A 24,254-nucleotide genomic window follows, 5' to 3' on the forward strand; every position below is an offset into this window, starting at 1 on the left:
GTCCTACGACAGGTTGTCGGCGCCGCCCGTCAGGGTGCCGGTGCCCTGGTTCAGCAGCGCCGCCGCGCCCCACCCGCGCAGGTCGTTGCCGGTCACCCAGGTGCCGGTGCTGCCGGGCATCACCGCGACGGCCGCGGTGGCGTCCTGGGCGCCGCCGCTCCTGCGCACCACGTTGCCCTGCACCGAGGCGTTCTTGGCGTTGGCGCCGACCCGGATGCCGTACTTGTCCGCCGCGCCGTCCGTGTTCAGTCCGGAGAACACGTTGTTCCGGACGGCCAGGTCGTCCGAACTGGCGGCCAGCCCGTGCGTCGCGCAGCCGGTGACCCGGTTGCCGCTGACCAGGCTGCCGGTGCTGGCGTTCACGAACAGGCCGTCGCCGGCGATGTCGGTGGCGGTGTTGTCGGTCAGCACGCTGCCCGGCGAGTAGTCCAGTTGGACGGCCTGGCAGTTGCTGGCCTTGTCGTTGCGCAGGGTGCGGGTGACCGTGTTGCCGCTCACCACGGCCTGCGGCGCGTAGCCGACGTACACGCCGTGCTCGCCCTGGGTGTTCGCGACCGCGTTGCCGCTGACCACCAGGCCGGTGATCGGCGCCTCGGCCCGGCCGGACACGGTGATGCCGCCGCTGAGGGAGCCGCTATTGCCGGTGCCGGTGATGGTGTTGCCCTGGACCAGCAGGCCCGCCAGCGGGTTCGACGCCAGCGAGCGGACGTCGATGCCCGCGTTGGACGCCGACTCGATGGTGTTCCCGCTGACCACCGAGCGCTGCCAGTCCACGACCCGGACGGCGGCCAGGGTGGCGCCCTCGATCCGGTTGCCGACCACCCGGACGTTGCTGTGCACCATGCCCGTCGCGCCGCCGTGATCGCCGCACAGCGCACCGAAGTTGACGTAGCCCGGGGCCGTCGGGGGTCGCAGCGTGCAGCCGGAGACCAGCACGTCCACGCACGGGGTCAGGTCGTACGGGGGCGCGGGCAGGTTCGCGGACGAGGTCGCGCCGGTGATCTGCACGGCCTCCTTGTCCGCGCCGAAGGCGCTGCTCATCCCCTCGAAGACGCAGTCCAGCACCCGCACCCCGCGCACCGCGTTCAGCTCGATCGCGTGCGCCGAGGGCACGTTGACGATCACGCAGTCCCGGAACAGCAGGTCCGCGGCGTGCGCGAAGGCGAACGCGTCGGTCTGCCGGGTCAGCGTCGCTCCCGCCATGTCCCACGTCCCGCCCAGGACGCTGATCCGGCCCGGCCCGGTGTACCCCGGCGCCTCGACGCCCCCGTTGACGTTGTGCAGCAGTGCCGAGCAGGCGTCGGCGCCCCGGACGATCCGGGCCCCGTACGCGACCACCGTGGTGCCCGCGGTCAGCCGCACCCCCATGGTCAGGGTGTACGTGCCCGGCGGGATCAGCACGGTGGCGCCCGGGTTGCCGTCGAAGGCGTTGTGGAACGCGGTGGTGTCGTCGGTGCCGGCCGGCTTGTAGTCCAGCACGTTCACCACCGGGCCGCCGCCCGTCACCGCCTGCGCGGACTGGGCCCCGACGAGTTGGGCGCCGCCGAGCACGCCGAGAGCGCCGCCGGTCGCCTTGAGCAGGCCGCGTCGGTCCATGGGTTCCCCTTGTGAAGATCGAACGAGTGGAACCCGGAGCATAGTGAAGCTCCGTGGGCGCACCGCGCCGGGGCCGGTGCTCAGACCCGGTCGAGCGGGCGGTGCGGTTCGGGCGGCAGCGTGACGGTGATGCCGTCGCCGGGGCGGATCTCGCCGCCGGAGCGGACCACGCCCATGATCCCGGCCTTGCGGACCAGCGCCCCGCTCCCGTCCCGCCCCACCACCTGCTTGAGCAGCCCGTGCTGGAAGTTGTCGATCTGCGCGCACGGGTTGCGCAGCCCGGTCACCTCGACCACGGCCTCCGCCCCGAACCGCAGCAGCGCCCCGACCGGCAGCCCGAGCAGGTCCACGCCCCGGGTGGTGACGTTCTCGCCCAACTGCCCCGGCGCGACGGTGAACCCGGCCTCCGCCAGTTCCCCGAACAGCTCCGCGTGCATCAGGTGCACCTGCCGCAGGTTCGGCTGCGAGGGGTCCTGCGCGACCCGGGAGCGGTGCTTCACCGTCACCCCGGCGTGCACGTCCCCCTCGACCCCGAGGCCCTCGACCAGCCGGATCCCCTCCCGGTTCGGCTTCGTGAACGAGTACTCCCCGTTGCTGCTGACCGCCACCACGTTCCCGGTCACCCGGACCACCTCTCGTCGCACCGATGTTCCGTGCACCCACCCTACGCGGGGCCCGTCCCGGTCCGGGGGGCGGGGAGCAGCCGGGTGCCCGGGGGCAGCGAGTCGGTGCGGTCGGCCTCGCGGAGGTAGGCGAGCAGGGTCTCGCGGAACGCGGCCGCGGCGCGGGTGAGCGGCAGGTCGCGGCCGTGCGCGAGGGCGATGGTGCGGCCGAGGCCGGGCGGGGCGAAGGGGGTGCTGGGCAGGGCGGCGCTGGCGGCGACCATGCCGGGGACGACCGCGGGGCCCAGACCGGCCCGGACGGCGGCCAGCACGGCGTCCATCTCGCCGCCCTCGACCGCGTACGAGGGCTCGAACCCGGCCGCCCGGCAGGCCGCGAGGGTGGTCTCGCGGACGTCGTAGCCCTCGCGGAACATCACCAGGGCCCGGCCGCGCAGGTCGGTGATCCGGGCCCGGCGGCGGGGGAGCGGGGCGGCCGAGACCAGCACCAGGTCCTCGTGCAGCAGCGGGGTGACGGCCAGCGGGTCGGTGGCGGCGGAGGCGGGGGTGATGACCAGCGCGAGGTCCAGCTGCCCGGCCTCCAGGTCGCGGACCAGGTCGCGCGAGCCGCCCTCGGTGAGCCGCAGGTCGACCCCGGGGTGCCGGGCCCGGTAGCTGCCCAGCACCTGCGGGACCAGGCTGGCGCACAGCGAGGGCGGCGCGCCGAAGCGGACCCGGCCCCGGCGCAGCTGGACGGTCTCGGCGACGGCCCGCCGGGCGCTGTCGGCGTCGGCCAGGATCCGGCGGGCCAGCGGCAGCAGCGCCTCCCCGGCGTCGGTCAGGGTCGTCCCGGAGCGCGAGCGGTGGAACAGCTCGGCGCCCAGCTCCCGCTCCAGGGCGCGGACCTGCTGGGAGAGCGAGGGCTGCGAGACGTGGCTGAGCTCGGCGGCCCGGGTGAAGTGCCGGGCGTCGGCGACCGCGACGAAGTAGGCGAGCTGCTGCAACTGCACACCAGCCATCATAGGCACTGCCTATCGTGACCCGCGCTTCCATGTCTTGGACACCCCTGACGGGCCCGGCTTACGGTCATGGTCATGGCTCCTGCTACCCGGGCGAACCGGGTGAACCAGACGAACCGGACCCCCGCCCCCGGCCGGCACCCGTCCTCCCTGGCGGCGCTGTGGCGCAGCTCGGTCGGCAAGAAGGCCGTGATGGCGGTCAGCGGGCTGATGATGCTGGCGTACCTGGTGGCCCACATGCTCGGCAACCTCAAGGTGTTCTTCGGCCCGGCGGACATCAACGGCTACGCGCACTGGCTGCGCACCATCGGCCAGCCCTTCCTGCACCACGGCTGGTTCCTCTGGCTGGCCCGGGCCGGACTGCTGGCGGCCGTGGTCGCGCACGGCACGGCCGCCTACCAGCTCTCCCGCCGCGACCTGCGGGCCCGCCCGGTGAAGTACGTCCACCAGCGGCAGCGGGCCACCTACGCGACCCGGACGATGCGCTGGGGCGGGGTGATCCTCGGGCTGTTCGTGGTCTGGCACATCCTCGACCTGACCACCCTGACGGTGAACCCGGCCGCCGAGGAGGGCCACCCGTACCAGAACATCGTGGCCTCGTTCTCGACCTGGTACTCGGGCGCGATCTACTGCCTGGCGATGCTGGCGCTGGGCCTGCACGTGCGGCACGGCTTCTGGAGCGCCGCGCAGACCCTGGGCGTCAACAACCCGCGCCGCGACCGGGCGCTGAAGCTCGGTGCGAACGCGCTGGCGCTGCTGCTGACCGCCGGGTTCCTGTCGGTGCCGGTGGCCGTGATGGCCGGACTGGTCCGGTGAACCCGGTGCCGCACCCGTCGAACCCCCAACACCCCACCGGGAGCCCGGGAATGAGCTACCTCGACTACACCCTCGGTACGCCCGTCGCCGACACCGCCGCCCCGGCCGGGCCGATCGAACAGCGCTGGGAGCAGCGGCGGTTCGAGGCCAAGCTGGTCAACCCGGCCAACCGCCGCAAGCACACCGTGATCGTGGTCGGCACCGGCCTGGCCGGCGGCGCGGCGGGCGCCACGCTGGCCGAACAGGGCTACCACGTCGTCCAGTTCTGCTTCCAGGACTCCCCGCGACGCGCCCACTCGATCGCCGCGCAGGGCGGCATCAACGCGGCCAAGAACTACCGCAACGACGGCGACTCGGTGCGCCGGCTGTTCTACGACACCGTCAAGGGCGGCGACTTCCGGGCCCGCGAGTCCAACGTGCACCGCCTCGCCGAGGTCTCGGTGGAGATCATCGACCAGTGCGTGGCCCAGGGCGTCCCGTTCGCCCGCGAGTACGGCGGCCTGCTCGACACCCGCTCCTTCGGCGGCGTCCAGGTCTCCCGCACCTTCTACGCCCGCGGCCAGACCGGCCAGCAGCTGCTGCTCGGGGCCTACCAGGCGCTGTCGCGGCAGATCGCCGCCGGGAACGTCGAGCTGCACCCGCGCACCGAGATGCTCGACCTGCTGGTCGTCGACGGCCGGGCCCGCGGCATCGTCGCCCGCGACCTGGTCAGCGGCGAGATCCGCTCGTACACCGCGGACGCCGTGGTGCTCGCCAGCGGCGGCTACGGCAACGTCTTCTACCTGTCCACCAACGCCAAGAACTCCAACGCGACGGCTATCTGGCGGGCCCACCGGCGCGGCGCCCTGTTCGCCAACCCGTGCTTCACCCAGATCCACCCGACCTGCATCCCGCGCTCCGGCGACCACCAGTCCAAGCTGACCCTGATGAGCGAGTCGCTGCGCAACGACGGCCGGATCTGGGTCCCCAGGGCGAAGGGCGACACCCGCCCGGCGGCGCAGATCCCCGAGGACGAGCGCGACTACTACCTGGAGCGGATCTACCCGGCGTTCGGCAACCTGGTGCCCCGCGACATCGCCTCCCGGGCCGCCAAGGTGGTCTGCGACGAGGGCCGCGGCGTCGGCCCCGGCGGGCAGGGCGTCTACCTGGACTTCGCCGACGCGATCGCCCGGCTCGGCCGGGACGCCGTCGAGGCCAAGTACGGCAACCTGTTCGAGATGTACGAGCGGATCACCGCCGAGGACCCGTACACCGTCCCGATGCGGATCTACCCGGCGATCCACTACACGATGGGCGGGCTCTGGGTCGACTACGACCTGCAGACCACCGTCCCGGGCCTGTTCGCCATCGGCGAGGCCAACTTCTCCGACCACGGCGCCAACCGGCTCGGCGCCAGCGCCCTGATGCAGGGACTGGCCGACGGCTACTTCGTGCTGCCGCCCACCCTCAACGACTACCTGGGCCGCACCAAGCTCGCCGCCGTCCCCGCCGACCACCCCGAACTCGCCGCCGTGGAAGCCGAGTCCGCCGACCGGCTGAACCTGATCCTGGCCGTCGACGGCGACCGCACCCCCGACTCCTTCCACCGCGAACTCGGCGAACTCCTGTGGGAGGAGTGCGGAATGGCCCGCGACGAGGCCGGACTGCGCCGCGCGCTGGAGCGCATCCCGCAGATCCGGGACGAGTTCTGGCGCCGGATCAAGGTGCCCGGCACCGGCGAGGAGCTCAACCAGGCGCTGGAGAAGGCCAACCGGCTGGTCGACTACTTCGAACTCGCCGAACTCATGTGCCTGGACGCGCTGCACCGCGCCGAGTCCTGCGGCGGCCACTTCCGCACCGAGTCCGCCACCCCCGAGGGCGAAGCCGCCCGCCGCGACCAGGAGTTCGGCTACGCCGCCGCCTGGGAGTTCACCGGCACCGGCGAAGCCCCCGTCCTGCACCGGGAAGAGCTCGTCTTCGAGCACGTCCACCCCACCCAGCGGAGCTACGCGTGAACCTCACCCTGCGCATCTGGCGCCAGCAAGGCCCGGACACCCCGGGCGAGATGACCGAGTACCGGGTCTCCGGCATCAGCGAGGACATGTCCTTCCTGGAGATGCTCGACACCCTCAACGAGGAACTCATCCTGCGCGGCGAGCGCCCCGTCGCCTTCGACCACGACTGCCGCGAAGGCATCTGCGGCGCCTGCGGCATGGTCATCAACGGCCGGGCCCACGGCCCCGAACGCACCACCACCTGCCAGCTGCACATGCGGCACTTCACCGACGGCGACACCATCGACGTCGAACCCTGGCGGGCCGGCGCCTTCCCGGTCGTCCGCGACCTGGTGGTGGACCGCTCCGCGCTCGACCGGATCATCGGCTCCGGCGGCTACGTCACCGCCCCCACCGGCTCCGCCCCCGAGGCGCACGCCACCCCCGTCCCCAAGGAGACCGCCGACCTGGCCTTCGAGCACGCCGAGTGCATCGGCTGCGGGGCCTGCGTCGCCGCCTGCCCCAACGGCTCCGCGATGCTGTTCACCGCCGCCAAGGTCGTCCACCTCAACGTCCTCCCGCAGGGCGCCCCCGAACGCGCCTCCCGGGTGCGGAACATGGTCGGCGCGATGGACGACGAGGGCTTCGGCGGCTGCACCAACACCGGTGAGTGCGCCACCGCCTGCCCCAAGGGCATCCCGCTGTCCGGCATCGCCCGCCTGAACCGCGAGTTCCTGCGCAGCTGAGGAAGCCCGATCCTCCCTCCCCGCCGACCCGCTGACGCACCGTCAGATGTCGCGCGGGGAGGACAGCGGCAGCGGCCCCGGGCCCTTCACGATCCGGATGGTCGGCGCGGTCTCCAGGTGCTGCACCCCCGGCAGCGCCGCCACCCGGGTGGTCAGGTAGGCGTACAGCTCCCGCACGCTGCGGGTGATTACCACCGCGTGCAGGTTGCTCGGACCGGTGGTCGCGCAGGCGTACGCCACCTCCGGGTGCCCGGCCAGCGCCGCGCCCGCGGCCGCGAGTTCGGACGGCACCACGTTCAGCCACAGCCAGGTGTGGGTGCGCAGGCCGAAGATCAGCCAGTCCACGTCCAGGTCGTAGTACAGCACCCCCGAGGCGGCCAGCTCCTCCAGCCGGCGGCGCACCGTGCTCTCCGACTTCCCGCAGGCCGCGGCCAGTTCGGCCAGCGGGGCCCGCCCGTCCACCGCCAGCACCGCCAGCAGCCGGCGGTCCGCCGCGTCCAACTCCGGCACCGGGCCGTCCGGTTCGGCCACCCGCGGACCGGCCGCCGCCAGCTCCGCGACCTGCCCGGCGCTCAGCGCACCGGACTTGACCGCCAGGCTCTGCGCGCCGCCGAAGAAGGTGTGCAGCACGCAGTGCGCACTCACCCCCAGCACGCTCGGCGTGCGCGGCAGGTGCTGGAGCAGCAGCGAGTGGTCCGAACGGTCCGGCGGGGTCCGGGTCGAGCAGGCGATCTCGGTGCCGCCCGAGTTCAGCGACACCCACACGGTGTCCTCCCGCCGGGCCAGTGCCGTGGCCACCGCCCCCGCCGAGTCCGGCGAGCAGCGCACCCGCAACTGCCAGCGCACCTCGCCCAGCCGCTCCGGGTCCGACAGCCCCAGCACCCGGATCGCCCCCGCCCCGCGCAGCCGCCCGTACCGGCGCGCCACCGTCTGGTCCGAGACCCCCAGCACCGCCGCCAGCCGGCTGAACGCCGCCCGCGGCGCCAACTGCAGCGCGTGCACCAGCCGCCGGTCCAGAGCGTCGTGACTGTCGGATTCCATCGTCCCAGCGTAGGGCCTGTCGAAAAGCGCCGCGAAACAGGCACCGGCTAGGGGAAAGCCACGCCCCCGGGCGACAGTGCGGGGGAGAACGAAACCCCCGTCCCCGGAAGGACGACCCCGCCCGTGCGCAAGTGGATACCCCTGACGGCGATCTGCGTCGGCGCGTTCATGCTGCTGGTCGACGCCAGCATCGTGAACACCGCGCTGCCCGAGATGTCCGAGGACCTGCACTCCACCTTCACCGCCCTGCAGTGGGTGGTCGACGTCTACGCCCTCACCCTCGCCGCCCTGCTGATGGCCTTCGGCTCGCTCGGCGACCGCCTCGGCCACCGCCGCCTCTACCTGGCAGGCCTCGCCGTCTTCGGCCTCGCCTCACTGGTCTGCGCCCTCGCCCCCGACGCCGGCGCCCTGATCGCCGCCCGCGCCGCCCAGGGCATCGGCGGCGCCGCCATGATGACCTCCACCACCGCCCTGCTCAACACCGCCTACCAGGGCCGCGACCGGGGCACCGCGTTCGGCGTCTGGGGCGCCGTCAACGGCGCCGCGGCCGCCGCCGGACCGGTGCTCGGCGGCCTGCTCACCCAGCAGCTCGGCTGGCGCTCGATCTTCCTGGTCAACCTCCCGATCGCCGCCCTCGCCGGCTGGCTCACCGTCCGCCGCCTCACCGCCGACCGCCCCCGCCCCGCCACCGGCCGCCCCGACCTGCCCGGCGCCGCCGCCTTCACCCTGTTCGCCGCCGCCCTCACCTACGGCCTGATCGAGAGCGGCGAACGCGGCTGGAGCGACCCCCTGGTGCTCACCACCCTGGCCACCGCCGCCCTCGCCCTCGCCGCCTTCACCACCGTCGAACTGCGCACCCCCCGCCCCCTGCTGGACCTGCGCCTGCTGCGCAACCCCGCCTTCCTCGGCCTCGCCGCCGCCGGACTGCTGCTCACCGCCGCCGCCTTCGCCCCACTCACCTACACCGGGCTCTGGCTCCAACAGGTCCTCCACCTCAGCCCGCTGGACGCCGGCCTCGCCGTCTGCCCGCTGGCCGCCGCCGCGTTCGTCACCGCCCCCGCCGCCACCCGCCTGCTGCGCGGCGCGCCCCCGCGGCTGCCGATCGCCCTCGGCCTGGCCCTGATCGGCGGCGGCACCCTGCTGCTCACCCTGGTCTCACCCGGCACCGGCTGGACGGCCCTGCTGCCCGGACTGCTGCTCACCGGCGTCGGCGTCGGCCTGGCCACCCCGCAGATGATGTCCACCGCGCTGGCCGCCGTCCCGCGCGAACGCGCCGGCATGGCCTCCGGCGCCTTCAACACCGCCCGCCAACTCGGCCTCGCGCTCGGCATCGCCGTCCTCGGCACCGTCTTCCAGAACACCCTGCGCGACCACCCCGCCGCCGACCCCCGGCACGGCTACGCCACCGCCCTCGACCACGTCTACCTGGCCGCCGGAACGGCCGGACTGCTCGCCGCCGCCCTGGTCGTCCTGCTGGTGCGCCGCCCGGCCGCCGCCGCGACCGCCACCCCCGAAACCGCCAAGGAGCGCTCCATGCAATTCTCCTGACGAACCGTCAGATCTCCGGGAGCGCGTCGAGCCAGCCGGTCAGCAGCCCGTTGACCTCGGCGGGGCGCTCCTGCTGCACCCAGTGGCCGCAGCCCTCCAGCAGGTGGGCGCCGGCCAGCGCGGGCAGCGTGCGCGGGAAGGCGTCGATCGCCTCGGCCATCCAGGTGGTCGAGGCGTCCCGCGTCCCGCCGACGAACAGCGCGGGCTGCTCCAGCGGCCGGCCCGCCAGCCCCGCCAGCTCCGCCCAGTCCCGGTCCATGTTCCGGTAGCGGTTCAGCGCCCCGGTCAGGCCGGTGCGCTCGAACTCGCCCGCGTAGACGTCCAGATCGGCCTCCGACAGCCAGGCCGGCCGCACCCCCCGCGGGAACCGCTCGCGCAGCGTCCCGCCGTCGGCCCGGGAGACGAAGTGCGGATCCGGCGCGTCTGCCCCCGGCATGGTGTCCGCCGACAGCGCCGCGAAGAACCCCGCCAGCCAGCCCCGGACGTCCGGCTCGATCTCCGCCTCCGCCCGCCCCGGCCGCTGGAAGTACGAGACGTAGAACTCCTCCGGCCCGCCCATCCCCGCGAACACCTCGCCCGGCCGCGGCCCGCCCGGCGGGGCGTACGGCACGCTCAGCAGCCCCACCGCCCGGAACACCTCCGGGTGCAGCAGCGCCGACGCCGCCGCGATGTTCGACCCCCAGTCGTGCCCGACCACCACCGCCGTCTCCTCGCCCAGCGCCCGCACCAGCGCCAGGTTGTCCGCCACCAGCTCCCGCATCCGGTACGCCGCCGGATCCGCCGGCCGGGACGAACGCCCGTACCCGCGCACGTCCAGCGCCACCGCCCGGTACCCGGCCCCGGCCAGCGCGGGCAGCTGGTGCCGCCACGAGTACCAGGACTCCGGGAACCCGTGCACGAGCAGCACCAGCGGCCCGTCCCCCTGCTCCACCGCGTGCAGCCGCCCGGCGGGCCCGGCGACGGTCCGGTGCCTGGCCGCAACCGGCGCACCGGGACGGCGAGTTGACTGCGAAGCGGACATGGCGAATCCTCCAACGAGCGGAACGGCGACGGGGACACGTCGATCATGCGCCGCCCCCGTCCGCCGGGGCGACTACCCTTGCCGAACTGGCAACACCGCAGCTGGGAGGAGTGGCCGCAATGACCGGAACCACCGGACCGAACGGACCCGCCGGACTCGACGGACCTGACGGACCCGACGGGCCCGGCGGATCGGACAAGCCGGGCGGGACGGGCCCGTCCGGCGCACCCGGCGCACCCGGCGGGCCGGACGGGCCGTCGGACGTGGACCGCCTGCTGGCCACCATGGGCCCGCGCCTGCGGGCCGCCCGCGCCCAGGACGGCCGCAGCCTCGGCGAGGTCTCCCGGGCCACCGGCCTCGCCCCCAGCACGCTCTCCCGGATGGAGAACGGCCGCCGCAAACCCACCCTGGAGGCACTGCTGCTGCTCGCCCGGGAGTACCGCGTCCCGCTCGACGAACTCGCCGGCACCGCCCCCGCCCGCCCCGCCCCGCACCGCCGCACCGACCCGGGCGCCGCGAAGACGGTGCTCCCGCTGACCCACTACGTCGGCGGCCTGCACGCCCACAAGCACGTCCTGCCCGCCGCCACCGCACCCCCGCCCAGGCCGCGCCCGGTCTCCCACCCCGGCCACGAGTGGCTCTGCGTGCTCTCCGGACGCCTCCGCCTCGCCCTCGGCGACCGCGAACTGCTGCTCACCGCAGGCGAGGCCACCGAGTTCGACACCCGCACCCCGCACGCCGTCGCCAACGCCGCCCCGGACCGCCCCGTCGAGTACCTGGTCCTGTTCGGCCCCCAGGGCGAACGCCTGCGCACCCGCCCCACCGGCCCCGGATGACCACCGGCGGCGCCCGACACCCCGCCGCGCCCGACACCCCGCCGCGCCCGACACCCCGCCGCGCCCGACACCCCGCCGTCCCCGGACCACCCCGCTTCCCCGACACCCCGACACCCCGTCAGGGCCGCACCGGGCGCGCCGCCCCACCGCCTAGGCTGGCAGCCATGAGCCCTTCGATCGCCACCAACACCCGGGTGGAGCTGGCCGCGCTGCTGGACTTCGTCCGCCCCCGCCACCGGGCGCTGCTGCTCACCCGCCGCGCCGACGGCAGCCCGCAGGCGTCCCCGCTGACCTGCGGAGTCGACGACGACGGCCGGATCGTCGTCTCCACCTACCCGGAACGGGCCAAGACCCGCAACGCCCGGCGCGACCCCGCGGTGAGCGTGGTGGTGCTCTCGGACGAGTGGAACGGCCCCTGGGTCCAGATCGACGGCGAAGCCGAGGTGCTGGACCTGCCGGAGGCGCTGGAACCGCTGGTCGAGTACTACCGGAACATCTCCGGCGAGCACCCGGACTGGGACGAGTACCGCGAGGCGATGCGCCGCCAGGGCAAGTCGCTGATCCGGATCACCCCGCGCCGCTGGGGCCCGATCGCCACCGGAGGCTTCCCGGCCCGCCTCGCCACCGACTGACCGGCCGCCGCAGCGGCCCCGCCGCTCACTGCTCCGCGGCCCGCCCCCGGCCCCGCCCCCGCGCCCGGCTCGGCTGCACCCGGTCCGGCTCGCCCGGCATCTTCGGGAAGTCCGGCGGGTAGGGCAGGTCGCCCGCCCCCTGGTGCGCGTACAGCTCCAACACCCGTTCCAGCGAGCCCCGCCGACCGTCCATCCCGGCGTGCACGTCGCCCAGCTCGGCGAACCGCGCCGGGACGGTGCGCAGCGTGAAGTCGGCGGGGGAGACCCGTTCCAGCTCCTCCCAGCGCAGCGGGGTGGAGGCGGTGGCCTGCGGGCGGGGGCGCAGCGAGTACGGGGAGGCGATGGTGCGGTCGCGGGCCATCTGGTTGTAGTCGACGAAGATCCGGGTGCCGCGCTCCTCCTTCCACCAGGCGGTGGTCACCTCGCCGCCCGAGCGGTGCTCCAGCTCGCGGCCGAGCGCGATCACGGCGTGCCGGCACTCGGTGAACGTCCAGCGCGGCTCGATCGGCACGTACACGTGCAGGCCCCGGCCGCCGGAGGTCTTCGGCCAGCCGGTCAGCCCGAACTCCTCGAGCAGCGGCCGCAGTTGCAGGGCGGCCCGGACGGCGTCGGAGAAGTCGGTGCCGGGCTGCGGGTCGAGGTCGACGCGCAGCTCGTCCGGGTGCTCGGTGTCCGCGCGGCGCACCGGCCAGGGGTGGAAGGTCAGGCAGCCGAGGTTCGCCGCCCACAGCACGGCGGCCTCCTCGGTCGGGCAGACCTCGTCGGCGCTGCGCCCGGACGGGAAGGCGATCCGGGCGGTCGGCAGCCAGCCGGGCAGGTTCTTCGGCGCGCGCTTCTGGTAGAAGGACTCGCCGTCCACCCCGTCCGGGAAGCGCTGCAACGTGGTCGGCCGCTCGCGCAGCCCGCGCAGCACCCCGGGCGCGACCGCCAGGTAGTACTCGGCGACGTCCCGCTTCGTGTACCCGGGCTCCGGGTAGTACACCTTGTCCGGGTTCGACAGCCGCACCGTCCGGCCGCCGACCTCCAGCTCCACCGCTGCTCCAGCCATGCCCCCACGCTAGGCACGCCGCCCCGCTGCCGCGCCGCCCCCGCCCGCCGACACGCCGAAGCGGACCCGACACGCCGCCCGCCGCCGTTCCGCCGGGCCACCATCGGAGGCATGCAGCTACCCGTGATGCCGCCGGTGTCCCCGATGCTGGCCAAGCCCGTCGCCGCGATCCCGCCCGGCATGCAGTACGAGGCGAAGTGGGACGGCTTCCGGGCGATCGTGTTCCGCGACGGCGACGAGGTCGAACTCGGCTCGCGCACCGCCAAGCCGCTGACCAGGTACTTCCCCGAGGTGGTCGACGCGGTCCGGGAGCAGCTGCCCGAACGCTGCGTCGTCGACACCGAGATCGTCGTCGCGCACGACGGGCGGCTGCACTTCGAGGAACTGCTGGAGCGCATCCACCCGGCCGCCTCCCGGGTCCGCACCCTGGCCGAGCGCACCCCCGCCACCCTCGTCGCCTTCGACCTGCTCGCCCTGGACGGGGACGACCTGACCGGCCGCCCGCTGGTCGAACGCCGGGCCGAACTCGCCCGGTTGCTGGCCGGTGCCGTCCCGCCGGTCCACCTCGCCCCCGCCACCACCGACCTGGACACCGCCCGGAACTGGTTCTCCCGCTTCGAGGGCGCGGGCCTGGACGGCGTGGTCGCCAAACCGCTGGACGCCCCGTACCGGCCGGGCGAGCGGACCCTCTTCAAGGTCAAGCACGCCCGCACCGCCGACTGCGTGGTGGCCGGGTACCGCGAGCACAAGTCCGGCCCGGTGGTCGGCTCGCTGCTGCTCGGCCTGTACGACACCGGCGGCCGCCTCCAGCACGTCGGCGTCAGCGCCTCCTTCCCGATGGCCCGCCGGGCCGAACTCGCCGCCGAACTCGCCCCGTTGCGCCTCGACCCGGCCGACCTCGGCGACCACCCCTGGGCGCGCTGGGAGGACGCGCAGGCCCAGGCGAGCGGCCGGCTGCCCGGCGCGGTCAGCCGCTGGACCGGCAGCAAGGACCTCTCCTGGGTGCCGCTGCGCCCCGAGCGGGTGGCCGAGGTCGGCTACGACCACCTCGAGGGCACCCGGTTCCGGCACACCACCCAGTTCAAGCGCTGGCGGCCCGACCGCACCCCGGAGAGCTGCACGTACGCGCAGCTGGAGGAGCCGGTCTCCTACGACCTGGGCGACCTGCTGTCCTGACCGGGCGGCGTCCTGCCGTCCGGTGCCACCTGCCCGATCAGCACCGCCAGCCCGTCCAGCAGGCGCTGCAGGCCGAACTCGAAGAGCTGGTCGAGGTCGAAGTCGTAGCCCTCCCGGGTGAGCCGGACGAAGGTGGGGTAGGCGGCGACCAGCTCCATGAACATGTCCTCCTGCTGGTCCATCCAGGCTTCGGCGTCCTGCCCGGTGGCGGCCTCGGCGGCGGCCTCCATCTCCAGGTTGAGCGCGGTGCCCCGGACGTAGTTGAACAGCGTCAGGTAGGCGGTGAACACGCTCGACACGTCCAGGCCCTCGGCGACCAGCGCGGACAGCACCCACTCGCCGAACGGCAGCGCGTTGGCCACCGGCTGCGGCCGGGTCACCGACAGCGCGGAGGCCAGCCAGGGGTGGGCGCGGAAGGTCCGCCAGAGCAGGTGCGCGGCCAGCTCCAGGCGGGCCCGCCAGCCGAGCGCGGCGTCCGCGGCGGAGAACGACACCCCGGCGAAGACCCGGTCCATCATCAGGTGCACCAGGCCGTCCTTGTCCGGGACGTGCCGGTACAGCGACATGGTGGCCACGTCCAGCTCGGCCGCGACCCGGCGCATCGACAGCGCCTCCAGCCCCTCGCCGTCGGCCACCGCGACCGCCGCCGCGACGATCCGCTCCGCCGTCAGGACGCCCTCCGGCGCCGGGCGCCGGGGCAGCTGCCGCCCGGGCGGGCGCTCCGCCGCCGGGGCGGGGGAGGGGGCCGGGCCCGGGCTCCCGGCGACCACCGTGCCGACGCCCGGGACGGCCCGCACCAGGCCCCGGCCGCGCAGCTCCGCCAGCACCTTGGTGGCCGTCGCCATCGCCACGTTCCACCGCCGGGTGATCTCCCGGGTGGACGGCACCCGGTCGCCCGGGCGCAGCTCGCCGCGCTCGATCCGCTCCCGCAGTTCGCCCGCGATCTGCTCGTAGCGGTCCACCCGCCCCACCTCCGCACTAGTGCACCAGTGAGCAGCCATGCTAGCTGCCGAGGCCGTCCCGGCACCAGCTCCCGCCCCCTTCCCACCGCACTAGTGCACTAGTGCGGCAATCCCCGAATTCCATACTTTCAGGCTTGCATGGTGCAGCGCGTACGCCGTACGTTCGGTGTCATGAGGAACGCGACGACCAACCCCGACATCCTCGTCTCGGGCGGCGGCATCGCCGGCCCCGCCCTGGCGTACTGGCTACGCAGGGCAGGCTTCCGCCCCGTCGTGGTGGAACGCGCCCCCGCCCCCCGGCCCGGCGGCCAGACCGTCGACCTGCGCGGCGCCGGACGCGCCGTCATCGCCCGGATGGGACTGCTCGACCGGGCCCGGGAACTCGCCGTCGACCAGCGCGGCATCGCCCTGGTCGACCGCCGCGGCCGGCACACCGCCCGGCTGCCCACCGAACTCTTCGGCGGCGAGGGCATCGTCTCCGACCTGGAGATCCTCCGCGGCGACCTCGCCGACCTGCTGTACGAGGCCGTCGCCGACGACGTCGAGTACCTCTTCGACGACACCGTCACCGCCCTGCACGAGGACCCCGACGGCGTCCACGTCACCTTCGAGAACGCCCCGCCCCGCCGCTTCGACCTGGTGGTCGGCGCCGACGGCCTGCACTCCGTCACCCGCCGCCTCGCCTTCGGCCCGGAGAGCGAGCACTTCGTCCCCCTCGGCGGCTACACCGCCTGGTTCACCACCCGCATCGACCTCGACCTCGACGGCTGGTTCCTGATGTACAACGCCCCCGGCGGCCTGGTGGCGATGGCCCGCCCCGGCCGCCTGCCCGGCGAGACCAAGGCCGGACTCAGCTTCCGCTCCGCCCCGCTCGCCCTCGACCGCCGCGACCGGGCCGCCCAACAGCGCCTGCTCACCGAGAAGTTCACCGGCGCCGGCTGGGAGACCGACCGCCTGCTCGCCGCGATGGCCGACTCCGACGACTTCTTCCTCGAACACCTCGGCCAGGTCCGCCTCGCGCACTACACCCGCGGCCGGACCGCCCTGGTCGGCGACGCCGCCTGCTGCCCCACCCCCCTCACCGGCCTCGGCACCAGCCTCGCCCTGGTCGGCGCGTACCTCCTGGCGGGCGAACTCGCCACCGCCCGCGGCGACTTCACCACCGCCTACCCCGCCTACCAGCACCACCTGCGCCCCTACGCCGCCCAGGCCCAGCAACTCCCGCCCGGCGGCATGCGCGGCTACGCCCCCACCACCGCCCCGATGATCGCTCTGCGCGCCGCCTCCATGCGCTGGATGACCCGCTGGCCGCTGCGCCACCTGATGGAAGCCCAGGCCGCCAAGGCCGCCGACATCGAACTCCCCGACTACACGTACTCCTTCGCCTGAGCCCCCCCGGCGCCGGGCGCCGGTCCCGGCTGTGGGCTGTGGGCTGTCGGCGCCGGGTGTCGGCGCCGGACGCCACAATGCCCGCCATGCGATGCGAAGTCTGCGGCCACGCCATGGCGAAGTGGGACGAGCCGCCCACCCGGTGGCGGCGCGAGACCTGGGAGTGCCCGTGGTGCCGGGCGACGGCCACCACCCACGGCCCGGAACTCCGGGTCAGCCGCAGCCCGTACGCGCCGTGGGAGACGCGCTGGGAGCGGGCGGTCTCCGACCTGCTGCCGGAACCGGGACGGCACGCCCACGCCCACCCGCGCCGCACCCTGTGCGGGATCGAGCGGTCGGACCTGTCGGGTTCCCCGTTCGGCATGTGGGGCGGAAGCGACGGGGACTGCCCGGCCTGCACCGCCGAGGCGCTCGCCGTCGACGCCCGCTGGCCCGAGCAACTGCGCGAGGGCTTCGGCGACTTCCTCGTCCCCGGACCGGAGCCCGACCCGCGCGACGCCCCCGGCCGGGTCCCGCCGCCCGACGAACTCGGCCACCCGGCCACCGAACTCCCCCCGGCCCGCTGGAGCCCGCACACCCGCGTCCTCGCCGCACCGCCGCCCGGCCCGGCCGCCCCGGACCCCGGTCACCGCACGATCGGCGCCGGCCCGACGGCCCTCCGCCTCCCCGCCCACTGGCTCGGCGCGACGGTCGACCCCTACCGGCGGGACGCGCACCGGTGGCCGATGTTCCCCGAGCAACCCCTCGACGCCCTGCCCCCGCTGGACGAGGCGTCCTTCACCGGCGACTACGCCTGGTTCGGGGAGACCGGCGAGTCACTGGAGCACCGCACCCCTGTGACCGACCGGATCGCGGCCGCCCTGGCAGCCGACGGGCTCGCCCTCCCCGCCGACTTCACGGCCCTGATCACCCGCTCCGGCCTGCACCGCTGCCTGGACCGGGCCAGCGGCTACCGGACGGATCCGCACGGCCCGCTGCCCAGCCCGCTGCACCCGGACGACCGGCTGGTGCTGCTCCTGCGCGAACCGCAGGACTGCCACCTCTTGTACCTCTACCTGCACCGCGACGGGAGCTCCGCCGTGGTCCACAGCAACCGTGACCTGACCGCCGACCGGGGCGAGCGGTACGGCCCCGACGGCGAGTCGGTCCCCCCGCCGCCGGTCGAGCTGTTCTGGTGCGCCCCGAGCACCGAGGTCTTCGCGTACCGCTTCCTGGCCCGGGCCACCCTGCTGCACGCGATCGAGGACCGCGGCCGGGCCACCGACCTCGACCCCGAGCACCTCGCCTACCTCACCTCCCTCACCTCCCTCGCGCAACGCGTCCGGCCGCGGCAGCCGCAGGGCCGGGCCCCGGCCCGTCCGTGCTCCTGACGGGGTGGAAAATCCGTGGAGCCGGGGCCGTGCGGGCCGTAGCCTGCCGGGGCCGACGGTCCGGTTCCGGGCCGGATCCGCCTCGCTCGACCGGGAGTTCGCATGGCCGCCCCGCACGTGCTGTTCGATCCGTCCGTCCGGGGGGCGCTGCTGCCGCGTTCGGCGCCGGCCGAGGTCGGGGTCTCGTCCCGGGCGGTGGCCGCCGTGCTGGACCGGCTCGAGGCGCGGGGGGTGGAGTGCCACTCGCTGATGGTGGTGCGCCGGGGGCGGGTCGTCGCCGAAGGCTGGTGGGCGCCGTACACGGCCGAACGGCCGCACCTGCTCTACTCGTTGACGAAGTCGTTCACGGCCGTCGCGGTGGGGCTGGCGGTCGCCGACGGGCTGCTCGACCCGGCGGACCGGGTGGTGGACGTGCTGCCCGAGCACGTTCCGGCCGGGCTGGTGGGGCAGGGGCGCCGGATCACCGTCCACCACCTGCTGACGATGACCGCAGGGCACCCGGTGGACAGCCTCGCCGCGGCCTGGGAGCGGGAGCCGACGGACCTGGTGAAGGGCTTCCTGGGGCTGCCGTTCACCGCGCCGGAGGGGACCCGGCACGTCTACGACAACGCGGCGGCGTTCCTGCTGGCCCGGATGGTCGAACGGGTCACCGGCCGCAGCCTGCCGGAGTTCCTCGACGAGCGCCTGTTCCGGCCGATGGGCGTCGAGCACGCCGAGTGGGACCGGGTCGCCAGCGGCGCCGCCTTCGGCTTCCACGGCCTGCACCTGACCACCGAGGCCGTCGCCGCCTTCGGCGAACTGCTGCTGCGCGGCGGCAGCCGGGCCGGGCGGCAGCTCGTGCCGCGCGAGTGGGTCGAGCGGGCCACCCGCCGGCACGTCGACTGCGCGCCGTTCATCGAGGGCGCCACGGACGCCGACTTCTCCTGCGGCTACGGCTACCAGTTCTGGATGTCCCGCCACGGCTACCACGGCCACGGCGCGTTCGGCCAGCAGTGCGTGGTGGTGCCCGGGCACGACCTGGTGGTCGCGGTGACCGCCCAGGGGGAGTCCCAGGAGGTGTTCGACGCCCTCTGGGAGTGCCTGCTGCCCGGCCTCGACCACCCGGACGGCCCCCGCGAGGACCGCGAGCTGGCCGACCGGCTGCGCACGCTGTCGCTGCCCCTGCCGCCGGGCACCGCCGACCCGGGCCGGACGGCCTGCGCGCTGCTCGACGCCTCCGTCCCCGACTCGGCACTGCCCGACGGCACCGCCGTCCGCGTCGACCCCGCCGCCGACGGCACCGGCTGGCACCTGCACCTCGGCCCGCTCCCCGGCACCGGCAGTGGCACCAGCACCGGCACCGGCACCGGCACCGGCAGTGGCACGGGCACGGGCACGGGCATCAGCCTCGCGGTGGGCCACCGCGACCGCCGGGAGAGCGCCCCGCTCGGCCGCCCCGTCGTCGCGTCCGGCGCCTGGCAGGGCGACACCTTCACCGCCGACCTCCACCTGGTCACCACCCCGCACCGGGTCCGGCTGTCCGTCGACGCCGCCGCGGGCACCGCGACGGCCGTGTGGAGCACCGTGCCGCTGACCGGCCCCCGGCTCGAACTGCACCTGCGCGCACCGCTGATGACCCGCCCCGACGTCTCGTAGCGCGAACCCCGGCACGGGGACGGCCCCGGTCCCTGTGGGGTGGGACCGGGGCCGTCGGGGAGTGGTGGCGCGTCAGCCGGTAAAGCCGGCCGTGATGGAGGTGAACTGCCAGTCGGACTGGGCGATGCCGGAGCAGGTCTCCTGCAGGCCGCCGCCCGCGCAGCCGCGGTCCCGGTTGACCGACCAGAACGCCAGGCGGGCGATGTGGTTGGTGTTGGCCCAGTCGCGGATCGCGGTCCAGTTGGCGATCGAGGTGGTCTCGTTGTTGTCGCTGAGACCGTTCATGCCGGAGATGCCCAGGTGCGAGTACGCGGTGGCGTCGTCCCAGCCGTAGACCGACTTGAGCTTGTTCTTCAGGCCGGTCGCGGCGCTGACCGTGGCGGCGTACATGTCGGTCGACGCGTTGCCGAAGTCGAACGGCATGATGGTGAAGACGTCGATGTCCGCGCCGAGCGCCTTGGACTGCTCGATCAGCCGGTTGCCGGGGGCGGTCGGGCCGCTGATCGCGGTGCCGAAGGTGACGATCGTCCTGATGCCCGGGTTTTTCTGCTTGACGATCTTCAGCGCGTTCAGGATGCGGTCCTGGACGGTGTAGTTCTCGAACTCGTCGGTGTTCTCGATGTCGATGTCGATCGCCTTCAGCTTGTAGGCGTCGATCACCTTCTGGTAGGCGCCGGCCAGCGCGGTCGCGTCGGCGCAGTTCGGGCCGAGCTTGTTGCCCGACCAGCCGCCGAAGGACGGGACGACGTCGCCGCCCGCGGCGCGCACCGCGTTGATGGTCTGCTGGTCCACGCCGTTGAGCAGCGGGCGCTGGCTGTCCCAGGTCGGGTTGCAGCCGTTCTGCGCCAGCACGAAGGCCAGCGTGAACCACTTGATGCCGGTCGCGTTCATCACGGTGCTCGCGGCCGGCGGGTTGCCCCAGCCGTTGTACAGGTACGGCGCGGCCTGCTTGAAGGTCCCGGGCGTGCCGCCGCCGTCCGAAGGCGTCGTCACCGCAAGGGAGTTGGAGACGGCCGAGGTGTTCCCCGCCGCGTCCCGGGCCTTCACGGTGAAGGTGTACGCGGTCGAGGCGGTCAGGCCGGTGACGGTCGCCGTGGTGCCGGTGACGGTGGTGGCCAGTGCGCCGTTCCGGTACACGTCGTACGCGGTGACGCCGACGTTGTCGCTGGACGCGTCCCAGGAGAGCGAGACCTGGGTGGCCGCCGTGGCGGTCGCCGTCAGGTTGCCCGGCGCGGTCGGGGCCTGCTGGTCACCGCCCGAAGGCGTGGTTACGGCAACGGAGTTGGAGGCGGCCGAGGCGTTGCCCGCCGCGTCGTGCGCCTTCACCGTGAAGGCGTACGCGGTGCCCGCGCTCAGGCCGGTGACCGTCGCGGTGGTGCCGGTGACGGTGGTCGCCAGGGTGCCGTTCCGGTACACGTCGTAGCCGGTGACGCCGACGTTGTCGGTCGAGGCGCCCCAGGAGAGCGAGACCTGGGTGGCCGCGGTCGAGGTGGCCGTCAGGTTGCCCGGCGCAGTCGGGGCCTGGGTGTCCGGCGTGCCGCCGCCCGGGCCGTCCAGGCTGATGTCGTCCGCGTAGTACGTGCCCTGGCCGAACCAGCCGTTCAGGTACACCTCGGCGCTGGTCTGCGCGGCGCCGGTGGTGAAGCTCACCGTCAGCTGCTTCCAGTCGGCCGCGGCCGGCGTCCAGGTCGAGGTGCCGCCGGTGACGCCGAGGTACACGTAGTTGCCGCGCACCCAACTCGACAGCGAGTACGTGGTGTTGGGCTGCACCGCGACGGTCTGGGTGCACTTGGCGTTGTCCGAGGCGCTGACCGCACCGGCCAGTGCCTTCGAGCCGCCGTGGACGGGGGTGGAGACCACCGAGCCGAGCCCGCCGGAGCAGGACCAGCCGCTCAGCGTGCCGGTCTCGAAGCCGGGGTTGGTCAGGATGTTGGCAGCGCTCGCGCTGCTCGGAACGGCCGCGACGGCGGCCGTGGCCAGCAGCAGCGCGGCCGCGCCGACCGCGGTGGCGCGGCGGTTGGGGGCGTGCACGGGTACCTCCAGTGGGGGATGGGGGCGGAGGTGCGTAGGGAGCGCGCACAACAAAATGGACTGGACCAATCCCGAATGTCAAGGCTAGGTCAAAACCCGGACACCCGATTGACCCTCCGTCAGCGACCCGCCGGACACCACCCGGCACCCGCCCGCCACCCGCTCACCACCCGCCCCGCACCGCCGGGCCGACACCCCCGTCGCACCCTTGCCGCGCCCCTCCCGCTGCTCCGTCCGGGTGTCTTGCGGCATGCCGCAACCGGACCCGAGCGGCAGCTCGGGCACGATCGTTCAGCCCAGCTGTGGCACCCGTTAAGAATTCCTCGATGGACCGCACCCACCGTGACCAGGCAGATTTCACCCTGCCCGGCCGGTGGCCGCCGCACACCGGGCCGCCCCACCGGGCCTGCGCACCGCCGCACGCCCGCACCCGGGCCTGCCGACCCGCAGGCCCGCCCGAACCCCGCGTCAGGAGCGCTCGCCGTGAAGGCACTCGTCAAGCTGAACGCCGAACCCGGACTCCGGATGACCGACGTCCCGGAACCGGAGATCGGCCCCGGCGACGTCCTGATCAAGGTCCTGCGCACCGGCATCTGCGGCACCGACCTGCACATCCGCAAGTGGGACGGCTGGGCCCAGCAGACCATCAAGACCCCGATGACCATCGGCCACGAGTTCGTCGGCGAGGTCGCCGCGGTCGGCGCCGCCGTCACCGACATCGCCGTCGGCGCCCTGGTCAGCGGCGAGGGCCACCTGGTCTGCGGCAAGTGCCGCAACTGCCTGGCCGGCCGCCGCCACCTGTGCCGCAACACCATCGGCCTGGGCGTCAACCGCGACGGCGCGTTCGCCGAGTACGTCGCACTGCCCGCCTCCAACGTCTGGGTGCACCGCGTCCCCGTCGACCTCGACGTCGCCGCGATCTTCGACCCGTTCGGCAACGCCGTGCACACCGCGCTGTCCTTCCCGCTGGTCGGCGAGGACGTCCTGGTCACCGGCGCCGGCCCGATCGGCATCATGGCCGCCGCCGTCGCCAAGCACGCCGGCGCCCGCAACGTCATGATCACCGACGTCTCCCCGTACCGCCTCGACCTGGCCCGCAAGCTCGGCGTCACCCTCGCCCTGGACGTCTCGCAGCACACCATCGAGGACGGCCAGCACCAGCTCGGCCTGCGCGAGGGCTTCGACGTCGGCCTGGAGATGTCCGGCCGCCCCGAGGCCATGCAGTCGATGATCGCCAACATGACCCACGGCGGGAAGATCGCCGTGCTCGGCCTGCCCGCCGAGGACTTCCCGGTCGACTGGGCGCACGTCGTCACCTCGATGCTCACCATCAAGGGCATCTACGGCCGCGAGATGTTCGAGACCTGGTACGCGATGTCCGTGCTGCTGGAGGGCGGACTCGACCTCACCCCGGTGATCACCGGCCGGCACGCCGCCCAGGACTTCGAGGCCGCCTTCGACGAGGCCGCCGGCGGCAACTGCGGCAAGGTCATCCTCGACTGGACGACGCTGTAACTCGCCACCCGCGCACGCCCACCGACCCCTCGTGAGGAGCGACACCCCCGTGTTCGAGAACGTCCGCGACGACCTCGCCGCCACCCTCGCCGAGATCCGCGAAGCCGGCCTGTTCAAGCCGGAACGCGTCATCGGCACCCCGCAGTCCGCCGAGATCGCCGTCACCTCCGGCAACGGCGGCCAGGTGCTCAACTTCTGCGCCAACAACTACCTCGGCCTCGCCGACCACCCCGCCGTGGTCGCCGCCGCCAAGGACGCCCTCGACCGCTGGGGCTACGGCATGGCGTCGGTGCGCTTCATCTGCGGCACCCAGGACGTCCACAAGGAACTGGAGCAGCGCCTCTCCCAGTTCCTCGGCCAGGAGGACACCATCCTGTACTCCTCCTGCTTCGACGCCAACGGCGGCGTCTTCGAGACCCTGCTCGACGAGCGCGACGCCGTCATCTCCGACGCCCTCAACCACGCCTCCATCATCGACGGCATCCGCCTCTCCAAGGCCCGCCGCCACCGCTACGCCAACCGCGACCTCGCCGACCTCGAGAAGCAGCTCCAGGACACCCAGGACGCCCGCCGCCGCCTCATCGTCACCGACGGCGTCTTCTCGATGGACGGCTACATCGCCCCGCTCGCCGAGATCTGCGACCTCGCCGACCGCTACGACGCCATGGTCATGGTCGACGACTCGCACGCCGTCGGCTTCGTCGGCCCCACCGGCCGCGGCACCCCCGAACTGCACGGCGTGACGGACCGCGTCGACATCATCACCGGCACCCTCGGCAAGGCCCTCGGCGGCGCGTCCGGCGGCTACGTCGCCGCCCGCCGCGAGATCGTCGCCCTGCTGCGCCAGCGCTCGCGCCCCTACCTGTTCTCCAACTCGCTCGCCCCGGTGATCGCCGCCGCCTCGCTCACCGTCCTCGACCTGCTCGAAACCAGCGACGACCTGCGCGACCGGCTGCGCGCCAACACCGAGCTGTTCCGGACCAAGATGACCGAGGCCGGGTTCGAGATCCTGCCCGGCGAGCACGCCATCGCCCCCGTCATGGTCGGCGACGCCGCCCGGGCCGGCCGCCTCGCCGAACTCCTCCTCGAACGCGGCGTCTACGTGATCGGCTTCTCCTACCCCGTCGTCCCGCACGGCGCCGCCCGCATCCGGGTCCAGCTCTCCGCCGCCCACAGCACCGCGGACGTCGAACGCGCCGTCGCCGCCTTCATCGACGCCCGCGCCGCGCTGGACGCCCCCGGCGCCTGAACCCCCCTCCCGACCAGGGCGCGGGAACCCTCAACCGCGTCCCACCCGGGTC

Annotated in this window: 20 protein-coding genes; 12 read left to right on the forward strand and 8 right to left on the reverse strand. The window is 74.1% G+C overall.

Going from position 1 to position 24,254, the window contains the following annotated elements; translation table 11 throughout:
- Positions 1-3: 3 nt before the first annotated feature.
- The 3 genes from EDD39_RS35340 to EDD39_RS35350 form a co-directional block, all read right to left on the reverse strand.
- On the reverse strand, positions 4-1,596 hold the full coding sequence (locus EDD39_RS35340) for a right-handed parallel beta-helix repeat-containing protein (RefSeq protein ID WP_162870318.1): 1,593 nt from the start codon (positions 1,594-1,596) through the stop codon (positions 4-6).
- Between the two features lie 80 nt (positions 1,597-1,676).
- A complete protein-coding gene (locus EDD39_RS35345; protein ID WP_123564064.1) occupies positions 1,677-2,219 on the reverse strand; it encodes an MOSC domain-containing protein in 543 nt (180 codons plus the stop codon).
- A gap of 41 nt (positions 2,220-2,260) precedes the next feature.
- On the reverse strand, positions 2,261-3,205 hold the full coding sequence (locus EDD39_RS35350; protein ID WP_123563679.1) for a LysR family transcriptional regulator: 945 nt from the start codon (positions 3,203-3,205) through the stop codon (positions 2,261-2,263).
- An 84-nt stretch (positions 3,206-3,289) separates the two neighbouring features.
- On the opposite strand from EDD39_RS35350, the gene EDD39_RS35355 reads away from it, so the two are divergent.
- The 3 genes from EDD39_RS35355 to EDD39_RS35365 are packed head-to-tail and all read left to right on the forward strand — an operon-like array spanning position 3,290 to position 6,749.
- Positions 3,290-4,030, forward strand: coding sequence for a succinate dehydrogenase cytochrome b subunit (locus EDD39_RS35355; RefSeq protein WP_123563680.1), 741 nt, complete (start codon positions 3,290-3,292; stop codon positions 4,028-4,030).
- Positions 4,031-4,080: 50 nt separating this feature from the next.
- A complete protein-coding gene (locus EDD39_RS35360) occupies positions 4,081-6,024 on the forward strand; it encodes a fumarate reductase/succinate dehydrogenase flavoprotein subunit (RefSeq protein ID WP_123563681.1) in 1,944 nt (647 codons plus the stop codon).
- Positions 6,021-6,749: a succinate dehydrogenase/fumarate reductase iron-sulfur subunit gene (locus EDD39_RS35365; RefSeq protein ID WP_123563682.1), complete on the forward strand. Its 729-nt coding sequence runs from the start codon at positions 6,021-6,023 to the stop codon at positions 6,747-6,749. The genes EDD39_RS35360 and EDD39_RS35365 overlap by 4 nt, the downstream gene beginning before the upstream one ends.
- Before the next feature lie 42 nt (positions 6,750-6,791).
- Here EDD39_RS35365 and EDD39_RS42425 read toward each other — a convergent pair whose 3' ends face one another.
- Positions 6,792-7,790 carry an Lrp/AsnC family transcriptional regulator gene (locus tag EDD39_RS42425; RefSeq protein WP_123563683.1) on the reverse strand — a complete coding sequence of 333 codons (999 nt, stop codon included), beginning with the start codon at positions 7,788-7,790 and terminating at the stop codon, positions 6,792-6,794.
- A gap of 123 nt (positions 7,791-7,913) precedes the next feature.
- Here EDD39_RS42425 and EDD39_RS35375 point away from each other — a divergent pair, with 123 nt between their 5' ends.
- Positions 7,914-9,338, forward strand: a complete 1,425-nt coding sequence (locus EDD39_RS35375; RefSeq protein ID WP_123563684.1) for an MFS transporter — start codon at positions 7,914-7,916, stop codon at positions 9,336-9,338.
- Positions 9,339-9,345: 7 nt separating this feature from the next.
- On the opposite strand, the gene EDD39_RS35380 is transcribed toward EDD39_RS35375, so the two are convergent.
- Complete coding sequence (locus EDD39_RS35380) at positions 9,346-10,359, reverse strand: alpha/beta fold hydrolase (RefSeq protein ID WP_123563685.1); 1,014 nt, start codon at positions 10,357-10,359, stop codon at positions 9,346-9,348.
- Between the two features lie 284 nt (positions 10,360-10,643).
- Here EDD39_RS35380 and EDD39_RS35385 point away from each other — a divergent pair, with 284 nt between their 5' ends.
- A complete protein-coding gene (locus tag EDD39_RS35385) occupies positions 10,644-11,195 on the forward strand; it encodes a helix-turn-helix domain-containing protein (protein ID WP_123564065.1) in 552 nt (183 codons plus the stop codon).
- A 164-nt stretch (positions 11,196-11,359) separates the two neighbouring features.
- Positions 11,360-11,827, forward strand: a complete 468-nt coding sequence (locus tag EDD39_RS35390) for a PPOX class F420-dependent oxidoreductase (protein WP_123563686.1) — start codon at positions 11,360-11,362, stop codon at positions 11,825-11,827.
- Between the two features lie 25 nt (positions 11,828-11,852).
- Here EDD39_RS35390 and ligD read toward each other — a convergent pair whose 3' ends face one another.
- On the reverse strand, positions 11,853-12,875 hold the full coding sequence (gene ligD, locus EDD39_RS35395; RefSeq protein ID WP_208765749.1) for a non-homologous end-joining DNA ligase: 1,023 nt from the start codon (positions 12,873-12,875) through the stop codon (positions 11,853-11,855).
- Between the two features lie 111 nt (positions 12,876-12,986).
- Between ligD and EDD39_RS35400 the strand changes: the two genes are divergently transcribed.
- The gene (locus EDD39_RS35400) at positions 12,987-14,051 is read left to right on the forward strand and encodes an ATP-dependent DNA ligase (RefSeq protein ID WP_123563688.1); all 1,065 of its coding nucleotides are present in this window, start codon (positions 12,987-12,989) and stop codon (positions 14,049-14,051) included.
- On the opposite strand, the gene EDD39_RS35405 is transcribed toward EDD39_RS35400, so the two are convergent.
- Complete coding sequence (locus tag EDD39_RS35405) at positions 14,024-15,013, reverse strand: TetR/AcrR family transcriptional regulator C-terminal domain-containing protein (RefSeq protein ID WP_123563689.1); 990 nt, start codon at positions 15,011-15,013, stop codon at positions 14,024-14,026. The two genes, EDD39_RS35400 and EDD39_RS35405, sit on opposite strands and share 28 nt — an antisense overlap.
- Before the next feature lie 171 nt (positions 15,014-15,184).
- Between EDD39_RS35405 and EDD39_RS35410 the strand changes: the two genes are divergently transcribed.
- The 3 genes from EDD39_RS35410 (at position 15,185) to EDD39_RS35420 (ending at position 19,407) form a co-directional block, all read left to right on the forward strand.
- Positions 15,185-16,402, forward strand: coding sequence for an FAD-dependent monooxygenase (locus EDD39_RS35410; RefSeq protein WP_123563690.1), 1,218 nt, complete (start codon positions 15,185-15,187; stop codon positions 16,400-16,402).
- 86 nt (positions 16,403-16,488) lie between these two features.
- Positions 16,489-17,772 carry a hypothetical protein gene (locus EDD39_RS35415; RefSeq protein WP_148089587.1) on the forward strand — a complete coding sequence of 428 codons (1,284 nt, stop codon included), beginning with the start codon at positions 16,489-16,491 and terminating at the stop codon, positions 17,770-17,772.
- A 102-nt stretch (positions 17,773-17,874) separates the two neighbouring features.
- Entirely contained in the window at positions 17,875-19,407 is a 1,533-nt protein-coding gene (locus EDD39_RS35420) for a serine hydrolase domain-containing protein (protein WP_123563692.1), read from the forward strand.
- A 72-nt stretch (positions 19,408-19,479) separates the two neighbouring features.
- Here the strand turns inward: EDD39_RS35420 and EDD39_RS35425 are convergent, their stop codons facing one another.
- Positions 19,480-21,438 carry a fibronectin type III domain-containing protein gene (locus tag EDD39_RS35425; RefSeq protein ID WP_123563693.1) on the reverse strand — a complete coding sequence of 653 codons (1,959 nt, stop codon included), beginning with the start codon at positions 21,436-21,438 and terminating at the stop codon, positions 19,480-19,482.
- 483 nt (positions 21,439-21,921) lie between these two features.
- On the opposite strand from EDD39_RS35425, the gene tdh reads away from it, so the two are divergent.
- Both tdh and EDD39_RS35435 read left to right on the forward strand, forming a co-directional pair.
- A complete protein-coding gene (tdh, locus tag EDD39_RS35430; protein WP_123563694.1) occupies positions 21,922-22,953 on the forward strand; it encodes an L-threonine 3-dehydrogenase in 1,032 nt (343 codons plus the stop codon).
- Between the two features lie 49 nt (positions 22,954-23,002).
- Positions 23,003-24,202, forward strand: coding sequence for a glycine C-acetyltransferase (locus tag EDD39_RS35435; protein ID WP_123563695.1), 1,200 nt, complete (start codon positions 23,003-23,005; stop codon positions 24,200-24,202).
- The last annotated feature ends 52 nt before the right edge of the window (positions 24,203-24,254 follow it).

It is taken from the genome of Kitasatospora cineracea, from assembly GCF_003751605.1.
GTDB lineage: Bacteria > Actinomycetota > Actinomycetes > Streptomycetales > Streptomycetaceae > Kitasatospora > Kitasatospora cineracea.

Bases quoted from the DNA above. Each gene is read 5' to 3' on its own strand.
- EDD39_RS35410 (WP_123563690.1), top strand. From the start codon at position 15,185: ATGAGGAACGCGACGACCAACCCCGACATCCTCGTCTCGGGCGGCGGC.
- EDD39_RS35390 (WP_123563686.1), top strand. From the start codon at position 11,360: ATGAGCCCTTCGATCGCCACCAACACCCGGGTGGAGCTGGCCGCGCTG.
- EDD39_RS35420 (WP_123563692.1), top strand. From the start codon at position 17,875: ATGGCCGCCCCGCACGTGCTGTTCGATCCGTCCGTCCGGGGGGCGCTG.
- EDD39_RS35400 (WP_123563688.1), top strand. From the start codon at position 12,987: ATGCAGCTACCCGTGATGCCGCCGGTGTCCCCGATGCTGGCCAAGCCC.
- EDD39_RS42425 (WP_123563683.1), bottom strand. From the start codon at position 7,790: ATGGAATCCGACAGTCACGACGCTCTGGACCGGCGGCTGGTGCACGCG.
- EDD39_RS35355 (WP_123563680.1), top strand. From the start codon at position 3,290: ATGGCTCCTGCTACCCGGGCGAACCGGGTGAACCAGACGAACCGGACC.
- EDD39_RS35380 (WP_123563685.1), bottom strand. From the start codon at position 10,359: ATGTCCGCTTCGCAGTCAACTCGCCGTCCCGGTGCGCCGGTTGCGGCC.
- ligD (WP_208765749.1), bottom strand. From the start codon at position 12,875: ATGGCTGGAGCAGCGGTGGAGCTGGAGGTCGGCGGCCGGACGGTGCGG.
- EDD39_RS35340 (WP_162870318.1), bottom strand. From the start codon at position 1,596: ATGGACCGACGCGGCCTGCTCAAGGCGACCGGCGGCGCTCTCGGCGTG.
- EDD39_RS35415 (WP_148089587.1), top strand. From the start codon at position 16,489: ATGCGATGCGAAGTCTGCGGCCACGCCATGGCGAAGTGGGACGAGCCG.
- EDD39_RS35385 (WP_123564065.1), top strand. From the start codon at position 10,644: ATGGGCCCGCGCCTGCGGGCCGCCCGCGCCCAGGACGGCCGCAGCCTC.
- EDD39_RS35360 (WP_123563681.1), top strand. From the start codon at position 4,081: ATGAGCTACCTCGACTACACCCTCGGTACGCCCGTCGCCGACACCGCC.